This window comes from Salmonella enterica subsp. enterica serovar Typhimurium str. LT2 (genome assembly GCF_000006945.2).
GTDB lineage: Bacteria > Pseudomonadota > Gammaproteobacteria > Enterobacterales > Enterobacteriaceae > Salmonella > Salmonella enterica.
Genome location: NC_003197.2, coordinates 2,156,776 through 2,178,612 on the forward strand (window position 1 = coordinate 2,156,776; position 21,837 = coordinate 2,178,612).

Annotated in this window: 19 protein-coding genes and 16 other annotated features; all 19 genes read right to left on the bottom strand. The window is 40.7% G+C overall.

The features are described 5' to 3' along the window. Positions 1–53 precede the first annotated feature (53 nt). The 19 genes from wzzB to rfbB all read right to left on the bottom strand — a co-directional run bounded on the left by wzzB (position 54) and on the right by rfbB (position 21,815). Positions 54–1,047 (bottom strand): regulator of length of O-antigen component of lipopolysaccharide chains gene (gene wzzB, locus STM2079; RefSeq protein NP_461024.1). Within the gene, positions 54–1,037 belong to an annotated coding region; the region does not span the whole gene. Next, positions 1,042–1,047 (bottom strand) — a ribosome-binding site (putative RBS for wzzB; RegulonDB:STMS1H002228). It overlaps the preceding gene by 6 nt. Before the next feature lie 132 nt (positions 1,048–1,179). Then, on the bottom strand, positions 1,180–2,346 hold the full coding sequence (gene udg, locus STM2080) for a UDP-glucose/GDP-mannose dehydrogenase (protein NP_461025.1): 1,167 nt from the start codon (positions 2,344–2,346) through the stop codon (positions 1,180–1,182). Between the two features lie 236 nt (positions 2,347–2,582). Beyond that, positions 2,583–4,001 (bottom strand): gluconate-6-phosphate dehydrogenase gene (gene gnd, locus STM2081; protein NP_461026.1). Within the gene, positions 2,583–3,989 belong to an annotated coding region; the region does not span the whole gene. After that, positions 3,996–4,001: a ribosome-binding site (putative RBS for gnd; RegulonDB:STMS1H002229), on the bottom strand. (Overlaps the previous gene by 6 nt.) A gap of 151 nt (positions 4,002–4,152) precedes the next feature. After that, positions 4,153–5,590, bottom strand: a protein-coding gene (gene rfbP, locus STM2082) for an O-antigen transfer protein (protein ID NP_461027.1). Within the gene, positions 4,153–5,583 belong to an annotated coding region; the region does not span the whole gene. After that, positions 5,585–5,590: a ribosome-binding site (putative RBS for rfbP; RegulonDB:STMS1H002230), on the bottom strand. It overlaps the preceding gene by 6 nt. Before the next feature lie 64 nt (positions 5,591–5,654). Beyond that, the gene (gene rfbK / locus STM2083) for a phosphomannomutase (protein NP_461028.1) occupies positions 5,655–7,095 on the bottom strand. Within the gene, positions 5,655–7,088 belong to an annotated coding region; the region does not span the whole gene. After that, positions 7,075–8,517, bottom strand: a protein-coding gene (gene rfbM / locus STM2084) for a mannose-1-phosphate guanylyltransferase (protein NP_461029.1). Within the gene, positions 7,075–8,514 belong to an annotated coding region; the region does not span the whole gene. The genes rfbK and rfbM overlap by 21 nt, the downstream gene beginning before the upstream one ends. Continuing rightward, positions 7,090–7,095: a ribosome-binding site (putative RBS for rfbK; RegulonDB:STMS1H002231), on the bottom strand. (Overlaps the previous gene by 6 nt.) Continuing rightward, positions 8,512–8,517, bottom strand: a ribosome-binding site (putative RBS for rfbM; RegulonDB:STMS1H002232). It lies within the gene rfbM. After that, positions 8,515–9,465, bottom strand: a protein-coding gene (gene rfbN, locus STM2085; RefSeq protein NP_461030.1) for a rhamnosyl transferase. Within the gene, positions 8,515–9,459 belong to an annotated coding region; the region does not span the whole gene. Before rfbN ends, rfbM begins: the two co-directional genes overlap by 3 nt. Further along, positions 9,460–9,465 (bottom strand) — a ribosome-binding site (putative RBS for rfbN; RegulonDB:STMS1H002233). Its footprint overlaps the gene before it by 6 nt. Next, positions 9,460–10,527 (bottom strand): mannosyl transferase gene (gene rfbU / locus STM2086; RefSeq protein ID NP_461031.1). Within the gene, positions 9,460–10,521 belong to an annotated coding region; the region does not span the whole gene. The genes rfbN and rfbU overlap by 6 nt, the downstream gene beginning before the upstream one ends. Beyond that, positions 10,522–10,527, bottom strand: a ribosome-binding site (putative RBS for rfbU; RegulonDB:STMS1H002234). Its footprint overlaps the gene before it by 6 nt. Before the next feature lie 313 nt (positions 10,528–10,840). Next, the gene (gene rfbV / locus STM2087) for an abequosyltransferase (protein NP_461032.1) occupies positions 10,841–11,847 on the bottom strand. Within the gene, positions 10,841–11,842 belong to an annotated coding region; the region does not span the whole gene. Continuing rightward, positions 11,842–11,847, bottom strand: a ribosome-binding site (putative RBS for rfbV; RegulonDB:STMS1H002235). It overlaps the preceding gene by 6 nt. Next, a complete protein-coding gene (rfbX, locus tag STM2088; RefSeq protein ID NP_461033.1) occupies positions 11,847–13,139 on the bottom strand; it encodes a putative O-antigen transferase in 1,293 nt (430 codons plus the stop codon). Before rfbX ends, rfbV begins: the two co-directional genes overlap by 1 nt. An 81-nt stretch (positions 13,140–13,220) precedes the next feature. Beyond that, the gene (gene rfbJ, locus STM2089) for a CDP-abequose synthase (protein NP_461034.1) occupies positions 13,221–14,126 on the bottom strand. Within the gene, positions 13,221–14,120 belong to an annotated coding region; the region does not span the whole gene. Further along, positions 14,121–14,126 (bottom strand) — a ribosome-binding site (putative RBS for rfbJ; RegulonDB:STMS1H002236). It overlaps the preceding gene by 6 nt. 21 nt (positions 14,127–14,147) lie before the next feature. After that, positions 14,148–15,468, bottom strand: a protein-coding gene (gene rfbH, locus STM2090; RefSeq protein ID NP_461035.1) for a CDP-6deoxy-D-xylo-4-hexulose-3-dehydrase. Within the gene, positions 14,148–15,461 belong to an annotated coding region; the region does not span the whole gene. Then, positions 15,463–15,468: a ribosome-binding site (putative RBS for rfbH; RegulonDB:STMS1H002237), on the bottom strand. (Overlaps the previous gene by 6 nt.) 19 nt (positions 15,469–15,487) lie before the next feature. Further along, positions 15,488–16,572 (bottom strand): CDP-glucose 4,6-dehydratase gene (gene rfbG, locus STM2091; RefSeq protein NP_461036.1). Within the gene, positions 15,488–16,567 belong to an annotated coding region; the region does not span the whole gene. Further along, positions 16,567–16,572 (bottom strand) — a ribosome-binding site (putative RBS for rfbG; RegulonDB:STMS1H002238). It overlaps the preceding gene by 6 nt. Continuing rightward, positions 16,572–17,352 (bottom strand): glucose-1-phosphate cytidylyltransferase gene (gene rfbF / locus STM2092; protein NP_461037.1). Within the gene, positions 16,572–17,345 belong to an annotated coding region; the region does not span the whole gene. The genes rfbG and rfbF overlap by 1 nt, the downstream gene beginning before the upstream one ends. Next, positions 17,342–18,334, bottom strand: coding sequence for a CDP-6-deoxy-delta3,4-glucoseen reductase (gene rfbI, locus STM2093; protein NP_461038.1), 993 nt, complete (start codon positions 18,332–18,334; stop codon positions 17,342–17,344). Before rfbI ends, rfbF begins: the two co-directional genes overlap by 11 nt. Next, positions 17,347–17,352, bottom strand: a ribosome-binding site (putative RBS for rfbF; RegulonDB:STMS1H002239). (Overlaps the previous gene by 6 nt.) A 5-nt stretch (positions 18,335–18,339) precedes the next feature. Then, positions 18,340–18,902, bottom strand: a protein-coding gene (rfbC, locus tag STM2094) for a dTDP-4,deoxyrhamnose 3,5 epimerase (protein NP_461039.1). Within the gene, positions 18,340–18,891 belong to an annotated coding region; the region does not span the whole gene. Next, positions 18,892–19,776 (bottom strand): dTDP-glucose pyrophosphorylase gene (rfbA, locus tag STM2095; RefSeq protein ID NP_461040.1). Within the gene, positions 18,892–19,770 belong to an annotated coding region; the region does not span the whole gene. The genes rfbC and rfbA overlap by 11 nt, the downstream gene beginning before the upstream one ends. Beyond that, positions 18,897–18,902: a ribosome-binding site (putative RBS for rfbC; RegulonDB:STMS1H002240), on the bottom strand. It overlaps the preceding gene by 6 nt. Further along, positions 19,771–19,776 (bottom strand) — a ribosome-binding site (putative RBS for rfbA; RegulonDB:STMS1H002241). Its footprint lies within the gene rfbA. A 41-nt stretch (positions 19,777–19,817) precedes the next feature. Next, the gene (gene rfbD, locus STM2096) for a TDP-rhamnose synthetase (RefSeq protein ID NP_461041.1) occupies positions 19,818–20,730 on the bottom strand. Within the gene, positions 19,818–20,717 belong to an annotated coding region; the region does not span the whole gene. Continuing rightward, positions 20,717–21,815, bottom strand: a protein-coding gene (gene rfbB / locus STM2097) for a dTDP-glucose 4,6 dehydratase (protein ID NP_461042.1). Within the gene, positions 20,717–21,802 belong to an annotated coding region; the region does not span the whole gene. Before rfbB ends, rfbD begins: the two co-directional genes overlap by 14 nt. Beyond that, positions 20,725–20,730 (bottom strand) — a ribosome-binding site (putative RBS for rfbD; RegulonDB:STMS1H002242). Its footprint overlaps the gene before it by 6 nt. Beyond that, positions 21,810–21,815: a ribosome-binding site (putative RBS for rfbB; RegulonDB:STMS1H002243), on the bottom strand. Its footprint lies within the gene rfbB. Positions 21,816–21,837: the final 22 nt, after the last annotated feature.

Here is a 21,837-nt window from a genome sequence, read left to right on the forward strand (position 1 = left end):
TTTTTAATGAGAAATTTTACCTGTCGTAGCCGACCACCATCCGGCAAAGAAGCTTACAAGGCTTTTGGCTTATAGCTACGTAGCGCATTGCGTCCCAGCACAATCCCGGCACCGATCATCCCACCCAGCAATACAGCCAGCACAAGGGTAATGGCTGTTTTCGGGCTATCGCGACGGACCGGCAGCGTCGGCTTCATCACATAACGATAGACGTGCACCGTATCGGCAGTCACTTTCAGATTTTTAATGTCCAGCAGTGTCTGCTTCGTCTGGTAATAGGCCGGAGAAAAGACCAGTGGACGCGTCGCTTCGTTCTGTATCATCGATTTTAGCGCATCGCTCCCCAACAGGAACATCGTGTCCTGGGTAACATCCTGGGTTTGCTGAATCTGCGGCTGCGTGATTTTGGCCTCATCCGCATAGCGCAACGCTTCTTCGATTTGCTTAATACGCAGATCTTTTTGCTCCTGCGCCACAACTTCCTGCGTCTCAAGGGACTCCTGCAACGTTTTGGTTTGCAGCGTGATGTTATCTTTCAGGTCAACTTCCAGTTCCTTAGCGACCTCTTCATCCACCTGTTGGATATATTCCGCCAGCCGACGCTGCGCCCCTTCAGCGGTAGTACTCACATAAGAAACCGAGAGTGGCAGCGCCTGCCCTTTTACCGACTGTTCAATGGTAAGCTTTTCCCGCTCTTTCTGATTATCCAGCACTTCCGATAATGCGGAAAACGCAGAGCTAAAGCGGCTTATAAAATTCGCCTGCACTTCAGAGATTTTGGGGGCATTCCCACCATACAAGACGTTGAGCGCGTTGGTATAGGTGGCAACCTGCGCGGCATCAGGTTGGGTAATAATCGCCGTGGATGTCCATTTTTCTTTGGCTATCATCAGGTAGCCTACAGCCAGCAAAATGGCGATAATAACGGCTACAATAATGGTCATCTTCCCACGCCATAACTGTAGCAATAACTCAATCAAATCAATCTGTTCCGGATCGTTCCCACGCCCGGAAGACGTATTACTATCCACTGTCATAGATACCCTAACTAAAAAAAGGATGAAGCTGGAGACAGTGTAGCCATAAAGCAAATATATGCCATAGGATTAATGATAAAAATCAGACATTATTTCCATTTGGTCAATAAATCATCGGGACTCATCAGCCCCGATTGCCTTATTAATCACTACCGAAAAGATCGCGGGTATACACTTTTTCAGCGACATCCAAAAGCTCTGCCGCCATCCTGTTGGAAATAATGACATCCGCCTGCTGTTTAAAGCAGTGCAAATCACGTTCAAGACGTGAGTTAAAGAAAGTATCTTCTTCCATTACCGGCTCATAGATGATGACCTCTACGCCTTTCGCTTTAATGCGCTTCATAATCCCCTGAATCGATGAGGCGCGGAAGTTATCGGAGCCACTCTTCATAATCAGGCGATAAATGCCCACCACTTTAGGCTTTCTGGCGAGGATAGCGTCGGCAATAAAATCTTTACGCGTACGGTTTGCTTCAACGATAGCGGAGATAATATTATTAGGCACCGACTGATAATTGGCCAGCAACTGTTTGGTATCTTTTGGCAAACAATATCCGCCATAACCAAAAGAGGGATTATTATAATGATTGCCAATACGCGGGTCGAGGCACACCCCTTCAATAATTTGTCGGGTATTTAATCCTAACGTTTCAGCATAGCTGTCTAATTCATTAAAATAAGCGACTCGCATAGCGAGATAAGTATTGGCGAAAAGTTTAATGGCTTCCGCCTCAGTGGAGTCCGTAAACAGCGTTGGAATCTCCTGTTTAATAGCGCCTTCCTGGAGTAATGCGGCAAATTCTCTGGCGCGCTCAGACTGTTCCCCAATCACGATACGGGAGGGATAAAGGTTATCGTAAAGGGCTTTACCTTCACGTAAAAACTCCGGAGAGAAAATGATATTTTCTGTCGCAAACTTCTGACGCATTGCCGCCGTGAAGCCAACCGGCACCGTAGACTTAATAATCATCACTGCTGCGGGGTTGATGCTGATCACATCCTGCATGACCGATTCCACACTGGACGTATTAAAATAGTTAGTTTTGGGATCGTAATCCGTAGGCGTAGCAATGATGACGTAATCTGCATTCTGGTACGCATCAAACTTATCCAGCGTTGCCCTGAATCTGATGTTATCTTCCTTTAAAAATTGCTGAATTTCTTTATCAACAATCGGAGATATCCGATCATTTAACAGTTCAACACGGGAAGGAACAATGTCTAACGCCACCACATCATGATGTTGTGCAATAAGCAAACCATTAGACAAGCCAACATAACCCGTCCCGGATATCGTGATTTTCATTATTCGCTCTCAGAATTAACTTAATTATGAATCATGATGTATTTCGCATCCTGATAAGATATTAAAGTTTTAACGCCTGAGTATATAAAGTGCAACGCAGACGAAAACAATTCAGATTATCTTCATTACGATAAACACAGATTATTAAGTTAATATTAAGCAAAAGCGATAAATCAATAAGAATAGAGATAAAAAAAAGCCCGGTATTAAACCGGGCTTAAACATTTTTGCAGAAATTATTCCAACCATTCGGTATGGAAAATGCCTTCTTTATCAGTACGTTTATAGGTGTGCGCACCAAAGTAGTCACGCTGCGCCTGAATTAAGTTAGCTGGCAGTACTGCGGCGCGATAGCTGTCATAGTAGGCCACTGCCGCAGAGAATGTCGGCACCGGAATGCCGTTCTGCACCGCGTAAGCCACGACATCGCGCAGCGCCTGCTGGTACTCATCAGCAATTTTCTTGAAGTAAGGCGCTAACAGCAAGTTAGCGATATCGGCGTTTTCTGCGTAAGCATCGGTGATCTTCTGCAGGAACTGAGCGCGAATGATACAGCCCGCCCGGAAAATCTTAGCAATCTCGCCGTAGTTGAGATCCCAGTGATATTCATCAGACGCGGCGCGTAGCTGCGAGAAGCCCTGCGCATAGGAGACGATCTTGCCAAGATACAGCGCGCGACGCACTTTCTCGATAAATTCAGCTTTGTCGCCTGCCGGCTGCGCTTTCGGCCCGGAGAGCACTTTAGATGCGGCAACACGTTGCGCTTTCAACGAAGAGATGTAACGCGCAAAGACGGATTCGGTAATCAGCGACAGCGGTTCACCCAGATCCAGCGCGCTCTGGCTGGTCCATTTACCGGTCCCTTTGTTGGCGGCTTCATCAAGAATGACATCCACCAGGTAGTTTCCGTCTTCATCTTTTTTAGTGAAGATGTCTTTAGTGATGTCGATCAGATAGCTGCTCAGCTCGCCGTTATTCCACTCAGTAAAAGTGTTCGCCAACTCTTCATTGCTGAGATTCAGGCCGCCTTTCAGCAGGGAGTAAGCTTCAGCGATAAGCTGCATATCGCCATATTCAATACCATTGTGGACCATCTTGACGTAGTGACCAGCACCATCGGCGCCGATATAGGTCACGCACGGTTCGCCATCTTCTGCCACAGCAGCAATCTTCGTCAGGATCGGCGCCACCAGTTCATAGGCATCTTTCTGACCGCCAGGCATGATAGATGGCCCTTTCAGCGCGCCCTCTTCACCACCGGAAACACCGGTACCGATAAAGTTAAAACCTTCCGCAGACAGCTCGCGATTGCGACGGATTGTGTCCTGGAAGAAGGTGTTACCGCCATCAATAATGATATCGCCTTTTTCCAGATACGGTTTCAGCGAATCGATAGCTGCATCAGTACCTGCGCCCGCTTTCACCATTAACAGGATACGACGAGGCGTTTCGAGGGATTCAACAAACTCTTTCACCGTGTAATAAGGCACCAGCTTTTTGCCGGGATTCTCGGCAATCACTTCTTCGGTCTTTTCACGGGAGCGGTTGAAAACGGAGACGGTATAACCACGGCTTTCGATGTTGAGCGCGAGGTTGCGCCCCATCACTGCCATACCGACGACGCCGATCTGTTGCTTGGACATTACATACTCCTGTCAGGTGTGGAAACCCTGCCACAAACGGTCATGGCAGGTTAAAGGTGAATAGTATGTTAACTCAAAGGTATGATATTAAGGTAGCGATTGATGCGTTCAGATTTTACGCAGGCTAATTTATACAATTATTATTCAGTACTTCTCGGTAAGCTTAATACGCACCATCTCGCCGCAAAACAACTTTCGCTGTTTTAAACAGAATGGCAATATCATTCCAAAGCGTCCAGTTTTTAACATACCAGGAATCAAAATAAACACGAGTGTCATAATCAACATCATTACGCCCACTCACTTGCCATAGACCTGTCATGCCCGGCTTTGCCATCAAATAATAATCAACATCATCACAATAACGCTCCAGTTCATCCGAAACGATAGGTCGTGGTCCAACCAGGCTCATATCACCTTTTAGTACATTAAAAAGTTGTGGCAACTCATCAAGGCTAGTTTTACGTATAAATCGACCTACAGCTGTGATTCGAGGATCATTTTTCAGTTTAAAATCTTTCTCCCATTCAGCCCTGGCAATAGGATCGTTAGCCAAAAGTTCTTTTAGTACCTCTTGAGAATTCATAACCATAGAACGAAATTTGTAGCATGGAAAAAGTTTTCCATGCCGACCTACTCGCTGGTGACCATAAATAGCCGGACCACCATCTCGAGTAACTTTATACCACAGATAAATCATAAGTGGTGATGCAATTATAAGAATCATTATTGAACAAACAATATCAAATGTCCGTTTGAGAAAACGGGACGACCTTTTAGCCAAGTTATTTTGTATCCTTAATAACATAACTTCATGGCTAAAGATAAAAGACATATCAGTATTATATAATGGCAATCCTCTAAACGAGGGGACTACAGTAACAGAACGACAATGATGTTTTGAAAGTTCACGTAGCCAAAAATGTGTTTTCTCCAACTCGGTGTATTCATAAGCAAGGATATAATGGACATCACCTGTACGATTTAAATCCCAAATAATCTCAGTATCCTTTATCACCGGCAACATATTTATTTCAGCATCTGACGCATCCGTATCAAAAAAAGCGATAACATCAAACCCCATCATCTCCTCACTTTGCAGCGCAGAATATGCACCACGAGCATTCTGTCCGCTCCCCAGGATGATAGTTTTTTTCTTCCAGATACCTAGCTTGTTCAATAAATGCTTTGTAAGTGCGCGAAAAAAAGGCACCAGGATTAGGGCAAAAGTCCAACAAAACACCCAGACATAGCGTGAAAACTGCCATTTTGTAAACGCTATCAGAGCCAAATCAAATATAGCAAAAATAACGATCGTACGAAAAATTTCTTTTAACTCATACCAAAATGGCTTGCGGTATGTATAATGTCGCAAACGAATCCAAAACCAACCGACACATACTACTGACAAAATAAAATGCGTAATAACTCTTGTATCTAATTGGTCTTGAGGAATAAATCGCTGTACTTGATCAAAAATAAAATAGACACATCCTAATGAAAACCATAAGGCTAAATTAAAAAAAATCAAATCCGATATAGCCAAAAAAATTTTACATAGCTGTGGATTATACTTATTATCAATATTATCCATTTAATCCTCACCCTCTGACCGTGCATAATGTAAATAAAATAGGCATATTAAGTAAATAACATTCAATTTTTTTACAGCAAGCATCGTTTTTTAATATTAGCAAGCGTTGTATTTACAAGATCCTGAGCCCTATTTAATAAATTAGCTTCTGCATAGCAGCGTAACTCAGGTGCATTACCAGAAGCGCGCAAATGCACAATACATCCATCACGTAAAGTAATTCGCATACCATCTGTCATATCTGTAGAAATTGCACCTTCATTCTCCAAACCAATATAGCTTAAGAGGTTGCTCAGATTTTCTCTGCCCATACTAATTAAGGATTGACTTTTATCAGTTGTAATCCCCTGTAATCTGTCAGAATGGGTGTAACGAGTTGGGAGTTCATTGACTAAAGCGCTAATGCTGGTATTCCTACTTTTGTAAAGCAGCATTATTGCTGGTAATACAGCATCACGAGTTGGTAAGGCATGAAGATTCTGCTCGTTAATACAGATGTCGCTTCCTAATAAAAAACCGCCATTGGCTTCAAAACCGACAATACGACTATAACTCCGCGATAATTCATTAAAAGCTTCGATAACATAAGGCGAGCCAATTTTTGTAAGCTTAACATGTTTAAAAAAGCGGCCAGAAGAAATTATGCTGTTACAACTAACAGGAATAGCGACGGCTTCTGCATCCAATGCAAGTGAACATAATAGACCTAGTATATCGCCTCTTAGCCACTCACCGGCCTCATCAGCAATAAGAGGGCGATCACCATCCCCATCTGTCGAGAATATGGCATCTAAATCGAACTCTTTAGCCCATGAGCGAGCTTTTTCCCGATCCTCTTTGCTTACAGCCTCTGTATCTATAGGTACAAAATTATCGCTTCTACCCAAGCTAACGACTTCAGCCCCCAATGCAATAAATAAAGGCTTATAAAGATCACGCCCAGCGCTTGAATGTTCGTAAATACCAATACGCTTATTTTTCAGGAATGGAGTAGAAAATAAAGATGTATAACGAGATATATAATTAACAGCAGCCATTTCTGAAACTATGAGTTCTTTAAGCTCTAAATGGCTGCACGTATCTTCAACACTAAGGATCGCAGCCTCATCATGTTTCGTGATTTCACCATCAGGACGATAAAACTTGAGGCCGTTCCGCTCGAATGGAATATGACTTCCCGTAACCATTATCGCAGGCATATTGTCAGACATAGACTGAAAGGCCAAAGCTGGGGTTGGTACCACTCCATAAAAAATACAGTTAACGCCTTTATCCGCCAATGCAGCAGCACACGCCTGAGCCATCCCATAACTACTTGGACGATTATCTATTGCCAATGCTACGGTATCAAAGGAAAAATGTTCCTGCATAACGGCAACAAATGAAACCGTAAAAGCAGCACATACCTGAGGTGTAAAATCTTTTACAAGACCGCGAGCCCCACTCGTTCCAAACACAATACCTGATGAATAAATAACATCACGGCTATTATTAACTACGTTCATTAGTCCACTCCTTCGAAAATCCAGAACGTTGTTCTAAACGAATAATATCATCCTCACCAAGATAGGTACCTGATTGAATCTCAATTAACTTCAGGGGGGTCATTCCAGGATTTTCCAGCGCGTGAATAGTATTCGGAGGAATAAATGTTGATTCATTTTCAGAAACCATATAAGTCTGCTCTCCCTTTGTAACACGAGCAGTCCCGGATAATACTATCCAATGCTCAGCCCGGTGGTGATGCATCTGCGCCACAAATTTCTCACCCGGCTTAACAGTGATACATCGAACGAGGTAATTTTTGCCGCTATCAATCACATTATATTTTCCCCAGGGGCGGAAAACTTCTTGATGTTGTTTATATTCGTTCCTATCATTCCGTTTTAAATAATCGACAATTTTTTTAACATCTTGTACTGTATCTTTATTAGCCACCAGTAAAGCGTCTGTTGTTTGAACAATGACAAGATTGCTTACACCAATCGCACTTATAAACATATCTTCGGAATAAATGTAATTATCATTACAAGCATGTGCGAAAATATCTCCTTTTAAAACATTTCTCTGATGATCTTTATTCGATATATCCCAAAGTGAGGACCAGGAACCCACATCCGACCAGCCAGCGCTCATTGGTATCACCACCGCATGCTGTGTGTGCTCCATAACTGCATAATCGATAGAATCACTCGGGCATGACATAAACTCTTCTTTATCAATACGAATAAAATCAAGATCGGGATTTATATGTCCTACCGCCTTTTCACAAGCTTTATAAATTTCAGGTGATAAATACTTTAATTCGTTTAAATAAGAGCTTGCACGAAATAAAAACATACCGCTATTCCAGTAATATTTCCCTGATTTGAAATAGTCACCGGCGGTATCGATATCCGGTTTCTCCACAAATTCAGCCACTGCATAAGCGTCATTTCCTATCAACTCACCACGACGAATATATCCATAACCCGTTTCAGCATGCGTTGGAACAATACCAAAAGTTACAAGCTTACCATTTGCAGCGTATTCTTCAGCATGTCTGACAGCTTTCGTAAAAGCTATTTCATCCTGAATCACATGATCTGCAGCAAGAACCAACAAAAGAGGATCAGCATTATCAGCATTCTGGAGCGCACAAAACGCGGCAAGAGCGATCGCTGGTGCAGTATTACGGCCTACCGGTTCGAGAATAATATTATTTGCTAACTTGTCAATTTCACGGAGTTGTTCAGCGACTAAGAAACGGTGTCTGTCATTGCAAATGACAACGGGTTCTTCTGTAGAAAGTGAAGCTAATCGCTTTATAGTATTTTGCAGCATTGATAGTTTACCTTCAACGCTTAGAAACTGCTTCGGATGATATTCGCGTGAAAGCGGCCATAAACGGCTACCTGTGCCGCCAGCCATAATTACGGGAAGAAAAGACATTTATTTTATCTCTTTTGACGAAGAATATTGGATATTATTCCAATAACTCTTGTACATGCTAAAATAGCGACATGTAGACAACGGTAAAGATTGCCAATGCTTGCCTAATTTGTAACCCAAGAATTTAGCAAAGGTTGTTAATAAAGCTCTTGGAATCCAGAACGGTGCATTTTTAAGCAGGAATTGAATCTCTGATTTTACGAAGCGGAAACCCTCACCACCGGCTCCGCCAAAGTCACGCTGAATCCACGGAGAACAAGCATGAAATACACCAGTATCAAAATATCGTTGAAACTCTTCTCGCGGGGTATAATTATGGGAGTGTCTTACCACCGCTTCAGCGCAGTAGGCGACCTTATAACCCGCCTGAATCATCTTAGCCGCCATAAACATATCCTCGGCAAGAATTGTATGTTCAGGAAACCCACTTAACTCTTCAAAAACGGAACGGCGATAGGCAGCAAAAGAATTGGACATAAATACAGTTTTAATACCCAATTTTTCTATATCTGCCTTACTTTTAACAATAGATTTTGAACTATAATTAAAATTTCTGGCATGCACTGCAAGGGGATTAGCATCTTTATGAGGAAGTTGTCTACCACAAACCGCTGCTATCAATGGATCTGAAAAATAATAAACCAAATTTTTAATTGCATCCGAATCCGCGAGAATTGCATCTTGCGTTAGAAAAATTATAACATCAGCGTCCAGAGTTTTTGCAACTGCTAAATTTCTGGTTCCTCCATGATTAAAATCTTTAGAGTCAATATTAAATATTGATATATTTTTCAGGTCTGAGGCTAACGGAACCGTTTCATCTTTAGAACCTGAGTCTATAACAATCAATTTATCCGGATATATAGTTTGCTGCTTAATCGCATCCAGAACATTAGGCCAAAGCGACCCTGCATTATATGTGGGAATAATTAATGTTATTTTCATTTATTTTGATTCCGCCAACCAATTGCCAACCATCTGCTTCATATTATCAAAGTCATACCGTGCGACATAGTTGTTAAATCGGGAAATTGCATCAGGCAACTGCTCTATATTTTTAATTGCACTCTGCCAGCTTTTTTCATCATCCGGATTCACATATAATGCACCATTGGTTAACACTTCATGAAATACTGGTATATCGGACACTATAACTGGAGTATTTGATGCCATCGCTTCAATAGGAGGTATACCAAAACCCTCATCAATAGATGGATAAACAAGCGCGTAGGCTTTAGAATATAAAATCTTTAATTCATTAAATGAGACTTCATGTAAAAAAGTCACTTTATCTTTTAGTTCCAGATCAACGACCATTTGTTGGAGAGACATTGCATAGTCAGTACGACCACATACAATAATTAAATTATAAGAGTCAGACCAAACTTTTTTATTTTTTATGAATGAATGAATATTTTTATGTGGCCAACTTGCACCAACAGCTAAAAAGTAATTCTCTTTTTCTTTTTTTTGTATAAAATCAGATTTATTAACACTATTATAAATTACTGATATTTTCTCACTATCTACATTATAAGTTTTAGCAATGCTATCTTTAACGGTATAAGATACCGTTAAAACATGCTTACATCGCTTAACGGACATTTTTAATAAAAAGCGAAAATACACTTTCTGAATAAAACTATCTGGATAATAAAAAGGTCTTATATCATGTACGGTTATCGTTTGGTTTCTCAGTAAGGGGATAGTGTGATGTGTAGTACACACCAATTTTTTATTACCAAACTTAATTAAAACCCTCAGCGCAAGCCAGTAACTATATACATACCATACTAATGGTCTAAGTCGCGATGTTTTTGATGTGTTGCTAACAATATTCGGAACAGTAACTACTGCATAACCGAGCTTTTCAAAATAATCAGCGTGTACCTTGCTACAGATTATTGCGTCAACATCAGCTATTTCTCGCAGTGCCGTTAAAAATTTAATCGAGTATTGCCACATTCCCGTACCACTTTTACCTAAACGTGATAGGTTTACGATCATTGAATAGCTCTCCGTTTTTCCATACGCATCTTTAAAGCAATAATCATAAGGATAAATAATATTACGAAGCTTACACTAGGTGTAATTCTTAATAATAGAGTTAATGTAATACCGGCAGTAAAACACTACAAAAACAATCATAAAGAAATATATTATTATACTAACATTCCCAGAAAAAAACATCTAAGTAGTTAAGCTATCCAAATTTATTTATATATATCAAATATGATTTTTCATTAAAAAGAAAAGTCAGTAACGTAAATCTAGCTGAATCCAGAAAGGTTAAATCTACATTTAATCTCAATATAATAACTTACTACTACTTAATTATCCGTTTAGTAAAATTCTTAAGCACGGTAATATTTTTCACTGCATATGCTAGTTTCCCAAATCGAAGTACAGTGTTGATCATATTTTTATTACAACCTAGCTTTGCATAAAATTCAGATAAATCTCTTTTTTCATCACTATTGCCATAACATGCCATAGCCAAAGTTGTATATAACCATGGTCTCTCTTTTAGCAAAACATTTTCAAATGCTCGTTTTAAAGATATATTTTTACTGTAAAAATCATTAGCTAATTTTAAATATGCAATAAAATCAATTAAAATTCGTCTGGCCTTTCCTTTCTTCTCGAAACTATCATTATCTCCTCGGCATATTACGAGTGGTTTTGATATATAATGCAAAAGGCACCCTGGCGTATTAAATACGCTCATCATGATAAATACATGAGGATAGGAAGTGCCAATATAGGACGCATCAAAATCAATGGCATCCCATCGTTCTTTTTTTACTATTAAAGAACTTAGATAGCTAAATACACCACCAATAGATAAGCATCTACTGAGATAGATTTCCCTATCTAAATTATTATTAAACACATAAAGTTCATCATCTGTTCTGAGCCAAGAACGATGAGGGTTTCTAATCTCAACTAAATCACACCCGGTCTCTTTTCTGTCACATAAATATATATCTGCTTGAGAATCGAGATAAGTTTGTAATATCGCTAACGAGTCTTTCGCAAGAGCATCATCACTGCCAAATATCCAACAATAATCCCCATTCGCAAGGGATACTGAAGCAAGAAAATTCCTATCTGGCCCAAGGTTAACGCTATTACGCCGATATATTATTGGGAAATTATAATTGTTCCTCCAAACATCAATCATTTCCTCTGTACCATCAGTAGAGGCATTATCTGATATACATATCTCAATATCTAAATTAAATTTTTCCTGATTATTTATACTATTCAACAACTCTTCAAGATATTCTTTTCTATTATAAGTTGGAATACAAAATGATATAAGCATATGATTATCCCTTATTTGCCTTAATTAAGTAAGTTAGTGGAAGCCCCCAAAAAACAGTTAAAGCAAAAGATATAATCAAGCCAAGCAGCACTCCACTGATTCCAAGCGTACTAGAAAAATACCATTGTGCTATTCCACCAATTATTGCTTGTAGTGGTACTAATATCCAAAGTATTTTTAAATAATTCATACTTTGCAATAACATTGCATAAGTGTCACACCAAACGCGAATACAGAAATATATGCCAATTAACATAAAAGATAAAATAGAAACTTGATAATTAATATCTTTGGCTATTACTGAAAATATCTGTTCTTTAAATAAATAAATAAATATTGTACATCCAACAACATATAGTGAGCCAAGCAAAATATTGACACCTATCATTTTGTTAAGTTTTTTCCATTGCTGTTTGACTCTCAATTCAGCACATATAGGCCATAATGCTTGCAAAATAGCAGTATAAATAAAAAAGACTAAACCAAAAATTTTCATCGTTACTGTATATTGAACAATATCAGCAGGAGTTAGCCTTTGAGAAATGACCATATAATCTGTTTGAAGCACCACTATCGATAATAAAGTAAAAAGAAAAAACCCTGAAGATCTACGTAAAATTGCTATATAATGAGATTTTGTTGTTTTAACATGATAAAGCTTTATGTATCTATATACAATATAGCACAATGAAATCATACCCACTGGAAGATACAGGACTATTAGTGATAATTTTATGTCAACTGAGATCCCCCTATAGTATATATATAGCAAGCCGAGCATACCTATCATATAAGATAATGCGTTTAATAGATTAGCTTTCCACCCGACCAATTCGGCAAAAAGTATTTTATAAGCAATAGCTCCGATTCCAATAGAACTGAAAACCAGACATGAGGTAAAAAAGAGCATTCTGGTTTTGTCCTGTAATACCTCATGAAAAGAAGAAAGATATTTAGCGGAAATTACCCCAGAAAAAATATAAAATAAAGCAATAAAAAAAATAATAGCTATAAAGCTTAGATGTAATGCTGATTTAATATATGCATCATAACTTTTGTTTTTGGCTCTGCATTCTGATATATAATTTTGCAGTCCTGTACCTATGCCAAAATCAACAGCGCTACACCATACTAATAAACCAGTTAACAAACTAAAGATTGCATATTTCTCTTCACCTAGCATAGAAATAAGATATGAAATACTTGCTAACTGCACCCCGGCAATTATTATTTTGGATAACCATGATGAACCTGCAACAATTAAATGACTCGGAATTTTTAACAATTGAACTTTCACTATGCAATTAAACGACTTAGTTTTTACAACATAACGCGACTAATTTGTTAACGATTTATTTATTAAAAGATCATGAAAATCTCATAACCGTTTCAGTAGTTCTTCAATTCCTTTTTTATAATCGAAATTTGGTTTCCAGCCCATTGCTTTTAAATTTTTATTATTTGCTACAGAGAACATTATTTCATTATCTCTTTGCTCTATCGCACCAAATTCAAATATACTCGATGAACCTGGCATCATAGTATTTTGCAAATAAACCAGAAAATCTTTCAAACTTACCCCAGCACCAGTTCCAACTTGATACTCAGTATATGAAGGTACTTCTTTTCTATTTTCTAATATAGTTAAATAAGCATTTACCACATCATCTACAAAAATAAAGTCTCTTATCTGTTCGCCTGTTGTACATTTCACGCAACTCTGTTTTTTATTTAAGCAGTCGATAATGTATGGAATAAATTTATTTTCACCATCCCCAGGCCCATATACATGCTCTAATCGCATGTTTACAAATGAAATGTCATGCATATTAGCATAATAATGCCCAATTTCATCAAAGTGTCTTTTAGTAATTATATAAGGCCGCATATGTTGATAATTAAAATCTTTCTTGGCAAAAAAACTATCTGTATTTAAAAAGATATCCGCCCGATATTTTATTGCCAAATCAAGAAGCTTTAATGGTTTTATAACATTTGCATCTTCAATATTTATGAGAGATGATGTTTTATGCCCATATTCTGTTGCCAAATGAATGATACCAATTAATGCAGAATCAATTGATAACTCCTCGACTAATAATTCGATATTATCCCAACTGCACCATCTAACATTAGCTAATGCATTACTATTATTTTTTATTACATCTCGAGTGATTGCGACAACTGAAATCCCCGATTTTTTTAGCGCTTCGAGTAAATGCTTACCAATAAAGCCGGAAGCCCCACTGACAATTACATATTCTTTCAAAAAGGTCATCGCAATCACCAGATAGAATAAATTGAATTAGAAATTCAAACCAAAGAACTCTTCAAACTTGCTAACTACATAATCTAAATGCTCTGTAGTCAAGCCTGGATAAATACCAATCCAGAACGTTTGATTCATTATACGGTCGGTATTTGTCAACTCACCCACTACACGATATTTCACATTAGCAAAATACGGTTGGCGAATCAGATTTCCAGCAAACAGTAAACGTGTACCGATTTTTGCTTCATCAAGGAATTTCACCAGTTCGACACGGTTAACACCGCTAGTTTCTTTCAGGGTGATAGGGAAGCCAAACCAGGATGGATCTGATTTCTCTGTTGCTTCTGGTAATTCGAGGAATTCAGTGCAAGATTGCAAGCCCTGTTTCAGATAGGAAAAGTTAGCTTTACGCTGCTCTACAAACTCTTCTACGCGCTCCAACTGAGCCAGACCACATGCTGCCTGCATGTCCGTGATTTTGAGATTATATCCGAGGTGGGAATAAGTATATTTGTGATCATAGCCTTGAGGAAGTGATCCCAATTGCTGACCAAAACGTTTACCGCAGGTGTTATCGCATCCTGGCGCACAATAACAATCCCGGCCCCAGTCACGGAACGACTCAATAATTTTCTTCAGTTCACCTGACTTGGTGAATACAGCACCGCCTTCACCCATTGTGATATGGTGAGCCGGATAAAAACTAACGGTTCCGATGTCACCAAAGGTACCTACCATCTGGCCTTCATAAGTCGTCCCAAGGGCATCACAGCAGTCTTCAATCAACCATAAGTTATATTTATCGGCAATCCGACGAACTTCACTCAGGTTAAATGCATTACCGAGTGTATGAGCGATCATTATCGCTTTTGATTTCTCAGTAACTGCAGCTTCAATGAGAGAGGCATCGATATTATATGTCGGGATATCAACATCCACGAATACCGGTATTAAACCATTCTGGATCGCCGGGTTAACTGTAGTCGGGAAGCCAGCAGCGACAGTAATAACCTCATCACCAGGTTTGAGAGCTCGCTCGCCTAATTTTGGGGAAGTCAGCGCAGTCAGTGCCAGCAAGTTTGCCGAAGAGCCAGATGTTGTCGTTAAAACATGAGGAACCCCAATAAATTCCCCAAGTTTTTTTTCAAAGGCATCATTGAAACGACCAGTAGTTAGCCATCCATCAAGAGACGCCTCAACCATCAATTGTAACTCTTTGGCACCAATAACCTTCCCGGAAGGAGGCACAACGCTTGTACCTGCAACAAAAGGTTTCGGGCTCAATGCCTCATTCGCATACTGAGCGACAAGCTGAGAGATTTGCTCACGCAGGTTATTTGCTGTCATTACTTTGATTCCTTAAACTTATTTTCTTAACGAGTAGTTGCAGACATATAGTCGCTGATTTCACGCTTTGAACAAATCAACATATCTTCGCCGCGAATCCATGCTTTATGCCATTTTACGATGCGACCAAGTGTTTCAGTCAATCCCCAACGCGGATGCCATCCTAATTGCATATTTGCTTTAGAGCAATCCAGTTTCAGGTAATGTGCCTCATGAGGATGATTCTCACCATCCAGTAACCAGCTTGCATCATCACCCCAAAGCGTGACCATCTTGTCAACAATAAATTCGACCGTCTTCGCATCTTCATCACGCGGGCCGAAATTCCATCCTTCAGAAAACTTAGCACCTTCTGTATATAAGCGTTGCGCCACCACAATGTAACCAGAAAGAGGCTCCAGTACATGCTGCCAGGGACGGATAGAATATGGGTTTCGAATAATAACCTGCTGGTTATTTTCAAATGAGCGCAGAATATCGGGAATTAAACGGTCTTTAGCCCAATCGCCTCCGCCTATGACATTACCAGCCCTCACAGACGCCAAACCAACGCCATGTTGCTCATAATTTGCAGGATTGAAGAATGAGTTCCGGAATGCAGACGCGACTAATTCTGCACAACCTTTACTATTAGAGTATGGATCGTACCCTCCCATGGGTTCGTTCTCACGATAGCCCCACACCCACTCACGATTGTCGTAGCACTTATCACTGGTGATATTTACGACTGCCTTTATGTTACCTACTTGCTTAACTGTTTCAAGCAAATGGACAGTACCCATAACATTTGTTGAGTATGTTTCGATTGGCTGTTCATAAGATAGGCGCACTAAAGGCTGGGCTGCCATATGGAAAACAATTTCTGGCTTAAATTCTGCAATAGAATTGCGCAGCTTTTCAAAATCACGAATGTCGCCAATATGAGATTCCATAAGATCATTAAGACGCACTATCTCAAATAAACTTGGAACAGTTGGCGCATCAAGTGCATAGCCTTTTACAATTGCACCCATTTCAGTCAGCCATAGCGAAAGCCAGCTTCCTTTAAAGCCAGTATGGCCGGTAACGAATACACGTTTACCTTGCCAAAAATTTTTATCAATCATCTAGTTACTCCCAGGTTTTCCACGGAGCTTTACCTTTTTCCCACAGCCCTTCGAGGTAAACTTTATCACGTAGGGTATCCATCGGCTGCCAGAAACCTGGGTGTTCAAAAGCCATTAACTCCCCCTGTTGTGCCAATGTCATTAATGGCTCTTGTTCCCAGGTTGTTGCATCGTTATCGATGAGATCGATAACCGATGGATTCAACACAAAGAAACCACCATTGATCATTGCCCCATCGCCTTTCGGTTTTTCCTGGAATGACCGGACCTGACCAGCTCGGATATCTAATGCGCCAAAGCGTCCTGGTGGAAAAGTAGCTGTTAAAGTCGCTTTCTTACCGTGAGCCTTATGGAAATCGATAGTCGCTTTGATATCAAGGTCGGCAACGCCATCACCATAAGTAAACAGGAAAGCCTCGTCATCTTTTACGTATTCAGCAACACGTTTCAGACGACCACCAGTCATTGAAGAATCACCCGTATCAACCAATGTGACATTCCATGGTTCAACACGTTTATGGTGAACTTCCATACGGTTTTCAGCCATATGGAATGTTACATCTGACATGTGAAGGAAGTAGTTCGCAAAATATTCTTTAATCACATATCCTTTATAACCACAGCAGATAATAAAATCCTTGATACCATGCACAGAATACATTTTCATAATGTGCCAAAGAATAGGCTTGCCACCAATTTCTACCATCGGTTTTGGTTTTACAATTGTTTCTTCACTTAGTCTGGTACCAAGTCCACCAGCCAGGATGACCGCTTTCATAAATTATCCTCAATATTATTAGATGCGGTAAATGCATCAGAATAGAAATGTTCTACAGAGAGATTTTTCATCATAAAGTCCTTTTTACTGGCATCGATCATCACAGGTGAACCACATGCATATATATCGAAGAACTCTAGAGAATCAAAATCATCCATCACGGCATGATGGACAAATCCCTTTCTTCCCCCCCATTCGGCGTCATCACCAGAAACAACAGGGATATAATGAACGTTGTCGTGCTGTTCACTCCACTGCTGCGGTAATGCAGAGTAAAAATCTTTACTATATTGCATTCCCCAGTAAATGTAGATCTCACGACGACATTTTCCCTGAATGAGATGCTCAACCATTGATTTAACTGGAGCGAATCCAGTACCGCCTGCAAGGAAGATTATAGGTCTGTCACTTTCACGAATAAAAAATGTTCCGCAAGGCCCTTCAATGCGCATAAGAGTATTTTCTTGTAACTCCCCAAAAATGAGCGAACTCATCTGACCATTGGGAACATTCCTTACATGCAACTCAATACCATTCGACTCATCACTATTAGCGATAGAATAACTGCGAGTTACACCTTTATAATGTAAATTGATATACTGCCCTGGAAGGAAGCCAATTTTTGCTGTTGGTGGTGTGCGTAACTTCAAAGTCATAACATCGCCTGAAACCAGTACAGCACTATTTACCTTGCATGGGACAATTTTTTTTGTCTGTCCAGCTAGTTCAGGAAAAAAATGCGCATTTAGCTCAAGGGCGGTTTTAGGTTTACAGCAGCAGGTTAGTATTTTATCACCCTGTCCAAAAATATTACCTTTGGAGTCAACAACTTCTCCCGCCAACAAATCGGACTCACAGATACCACAATCACCCGCTTTGCAGCTATGTTCAAGATGGATACCAGCCGATAGCGCAGCATCGAGGATTGATTCATCCTCTCTACCGGAAAATTCAATATTTGATGGAAAAATCTTAATAATATGAGACACGATGCTTACTCTGTTAACAAGGCTTGATCCAGTAAAGGTGCTGCAGCATCTTTTGCTGAAAGCTCAGGCAGCTGAGAAAAAGGCCATTCAATACCTATTGCCTCATCATTCCATAGAATGCTACCTTCCGATGAAGGTGAGTAATAATTAGTTGCTTTGTACAGAAACTCTGCATACTCACTAAGAGTAACAAAACCATGAGCAAAACCTTCTGGAATCCAAAGCTGTCGCTTATTCTCAGCAGACAGATTTACACCAACCCATTGACCAAAAGTAGGCGATTCTTTTCGGATATCGACCGCAACATCAAAAACCTCACCGACAGCACAACGAACTAACTTCCCCTGTGCATTTTCTCCTCTCTGAAAATGTAGCCCTCTGAGTACGTTCTTTTTGGATTTTGAATGATTATCTTGAACAAATGTAACTTTACGTCCAATCAACTCTTCAAAGGTCTGCTGGTTATAACTTTCAAAAAAGAATCCCCTCTCATCGCCAAAAACTTTAGGCTCTAAGATCAAGACATCTGGTATTGCTGTTTTAATCACAATCATCACTTATAAACCTTTCACCATCTTCAGCAAATATTTGCCATAATCATTTTTTGATAATGGCCCGGCCAGTTCTATAACCTGTTGTGCATTTATAAAATTTTTACGAAATGCGATCTCTTCCGGGCAGGACACTTTTAGCCCCTGGCGTTCTTCGATGGTTGCAATAAAATTACTGGCCTCTATCAAACTCTGATGCGTCCCTGTATCCAGCCAGGCATAACCGCGCCCCATCATAGCGACAGACAATCTTCCCTGCTCCATATAGATACGGTTAATATCCGTGATTTCTAACTCACCGCGAGCGGAAGGCTTAAGATTTTTCGCCATCTCCACCACGCTATTATCATAAAAATACAGCCCCGTTACCGCGTAATTACTCTTCGGTTGTAATGGTTTTTCTTCCAGACTAACGGCTGTGCCCTTTTGGTCAAACTCAACCACACCGTAGCGCTCCGGATCGTTTACATGATAAGCGAAGACGGTAGCACCACTTTCTTTATTAACGGCAGCTTCCATTAACTTTGGTAAATCATGACCATAGAAGATATTGTCACCCAGCACTAATGCACAATCATCATGACCAATGAACTCTTCACCAATAATAAACGCCTGTGCTAAGCCATCCGGGCTTGGCTGTACTTTATATTGAAGATTCAGCCCCCACTGGCTGCCGTCTCCCAGCAGTTGTTGAAAACGCGGCGTGTCCTGTGGCGTACTGATGATCAGGATATCCCGAATGCCTGCCAGCATAAGCGTGGAAAGGGGATAGTAAATCATCGGTTTATCATAAATTGGTAGCAATTGCTTACTTACCGCCATGGTCACCGGATAAAGACGGGTGCCGGAGCCCCCCGCTAAAATAATGCCCTTACGCGTTTTCATTTCCATTTCTCATTCATAGAAAATGCCCTGATGGGCATTTAAATTTATTAGATGGTTGTCGTCGTAAACATTTCAGTCAGCATACGCTTAACTCCTAATTCCCATTGAGGCAGAATAAGGTCAAAATTACGCTGAAACTTTTCAGTATTGAGACGCGAATTGCCTGGTCTGCTCGCCGGCGTCGGGTAGGCGCTGGTCGGCACAGCATTAAGCTCAGTCAGCGCAAGCGTTATCCCTGCTTTGCGCGCCTCGTCAAAGACTAAGGCCGCGTAGTCATGCCAGGTTGTGGTTCCCCCGGCAACCAGATGGTAAAGACCTGCGACTTCTGGTTTATTTAACGCCACACGGATCGCATGCGCCGTACAGTCAGCCAGTAATTCCGCACCGGTTGGCGCACCGTACTGATCGTTAATGACTGAAAGTGTCTGACGCTCTTTCGCCAGACGAAGCATTGTCTTTGCGAAATTATTGCCCTTACCTGCATAAACCCAACTGGTGCGGAAGATAAGGTGTTTAGGGCAGTTATCCTGCAGGGCCTTTTCTCCCGCCAGTTTGGTTTTGCCATAGACATTCAGCGGCGACGTAGCGTCCGTTTCCTGCCATGGGATATCGCCGGTACCAGGAAATACATAATCGGTTGAATAATGCACTACCCATGCGCCAGTTTCGTTGGCTGCTTTAGCGATGGCTTCCACACTGGTGGCGTTAAGTAACTGCGCCAGTTCTGGTTCAGACTCTGCTTTATCTACTGCAGTATGGGCTGCTGCGTTAACAATCACATCGGGACGAAGCTTACGAACGGTTTCGGCAACGCCTTTCGGATTACTAAAATCACCGCAAAACTCTTTTGAATGGACATCCAGGGCAATCAGATTCCCTACCGGTGCCAGAGAACGTTGCAACTCCCAGCCTACTTGCCCTGTCTTACCAAAAAGTAAGATATTCATTACTGGCGTCCTTCATAGTTCTGTTCTATCCAACTCTGATACGCCCCACTTTTAACATTGTTTACCCATTGAGTATTTGCAAGGTACCATTCCACTGTTTTACGAATACCGCTTTCAAAGGTCTCCAGCGGTTTCCAGCCTAATTCGCGGCTAATTTTACCTGCATCAATGGCATAACGACGATCATGGCCCGGACGATCCGCGACATAAGTGATTTGTTCACGATAAGAAGTCGCTTTGGGTACAATCTCATCCAGCAGATCACAGATGGTAAATACCACATCGAGATTTTTCTTCTCATTGTGTCCACCAATGTTATAAGTCTCCCCTGCCTTGCCTTCAGTCACTACCATATGAAGCGCGCGAGCATGATCTTCTACATATAGCCAATCGCGAATCTGATCCCCTTTGCCATAAATTGGCAAAGGCTTTCCTTCCAGTGCGTTCAAAATGACCAACGGAATCAGTTTTTCAGGGAAGTGATAAGGGCCATAGTTATTAGAACAATTGGTAACGATCGTTGGTAGACCATAGGTACGCCGCCAGGCACGGACTAAATGATCGCTGGATGCTTTTGACGCAGAATAGGGGCTACTTGGCGCATATGCCGTCGTTTCAGTAAATAACGGCAGCGTAACGCTGTTTTCAACTTCATCAGGATGCGGTAAATCGCCGTAAACTTCATCAGTGGAAATATGATGAAAACGAAAATTATTTTTTTTATCTTCGCCAAGGGCAGACCAGTATTTACGCGCAACTTCAAGAAGTGCATAGGTGCCGACGATATTGGTTTCAATAAATGCTGCTGGCCCGGTAATCGAACGGTCCACATGACTTTCCGCAGCCAAATGCATCACCGCGTCCGGCTGGTACTGCTCAAAAATACGCGTTATTTCAGCGGAATCACAAATATCCGCGTGTTCAAAATTGTAGCGATTACTTTCAGAAATATCAGAAAGGGATTCAAGATTACCGGCGTAGGTTAATTTATCAATATTAACTACAGTGTCCTGTGTATTCTTAATAATATGGCGGACAACAGCTGATCCAATAAAACCTGCCCCGCCAGTAATAAGTATCTTCACTTTTCTATTCCATAAGGCGTATTTAATGTGGTATT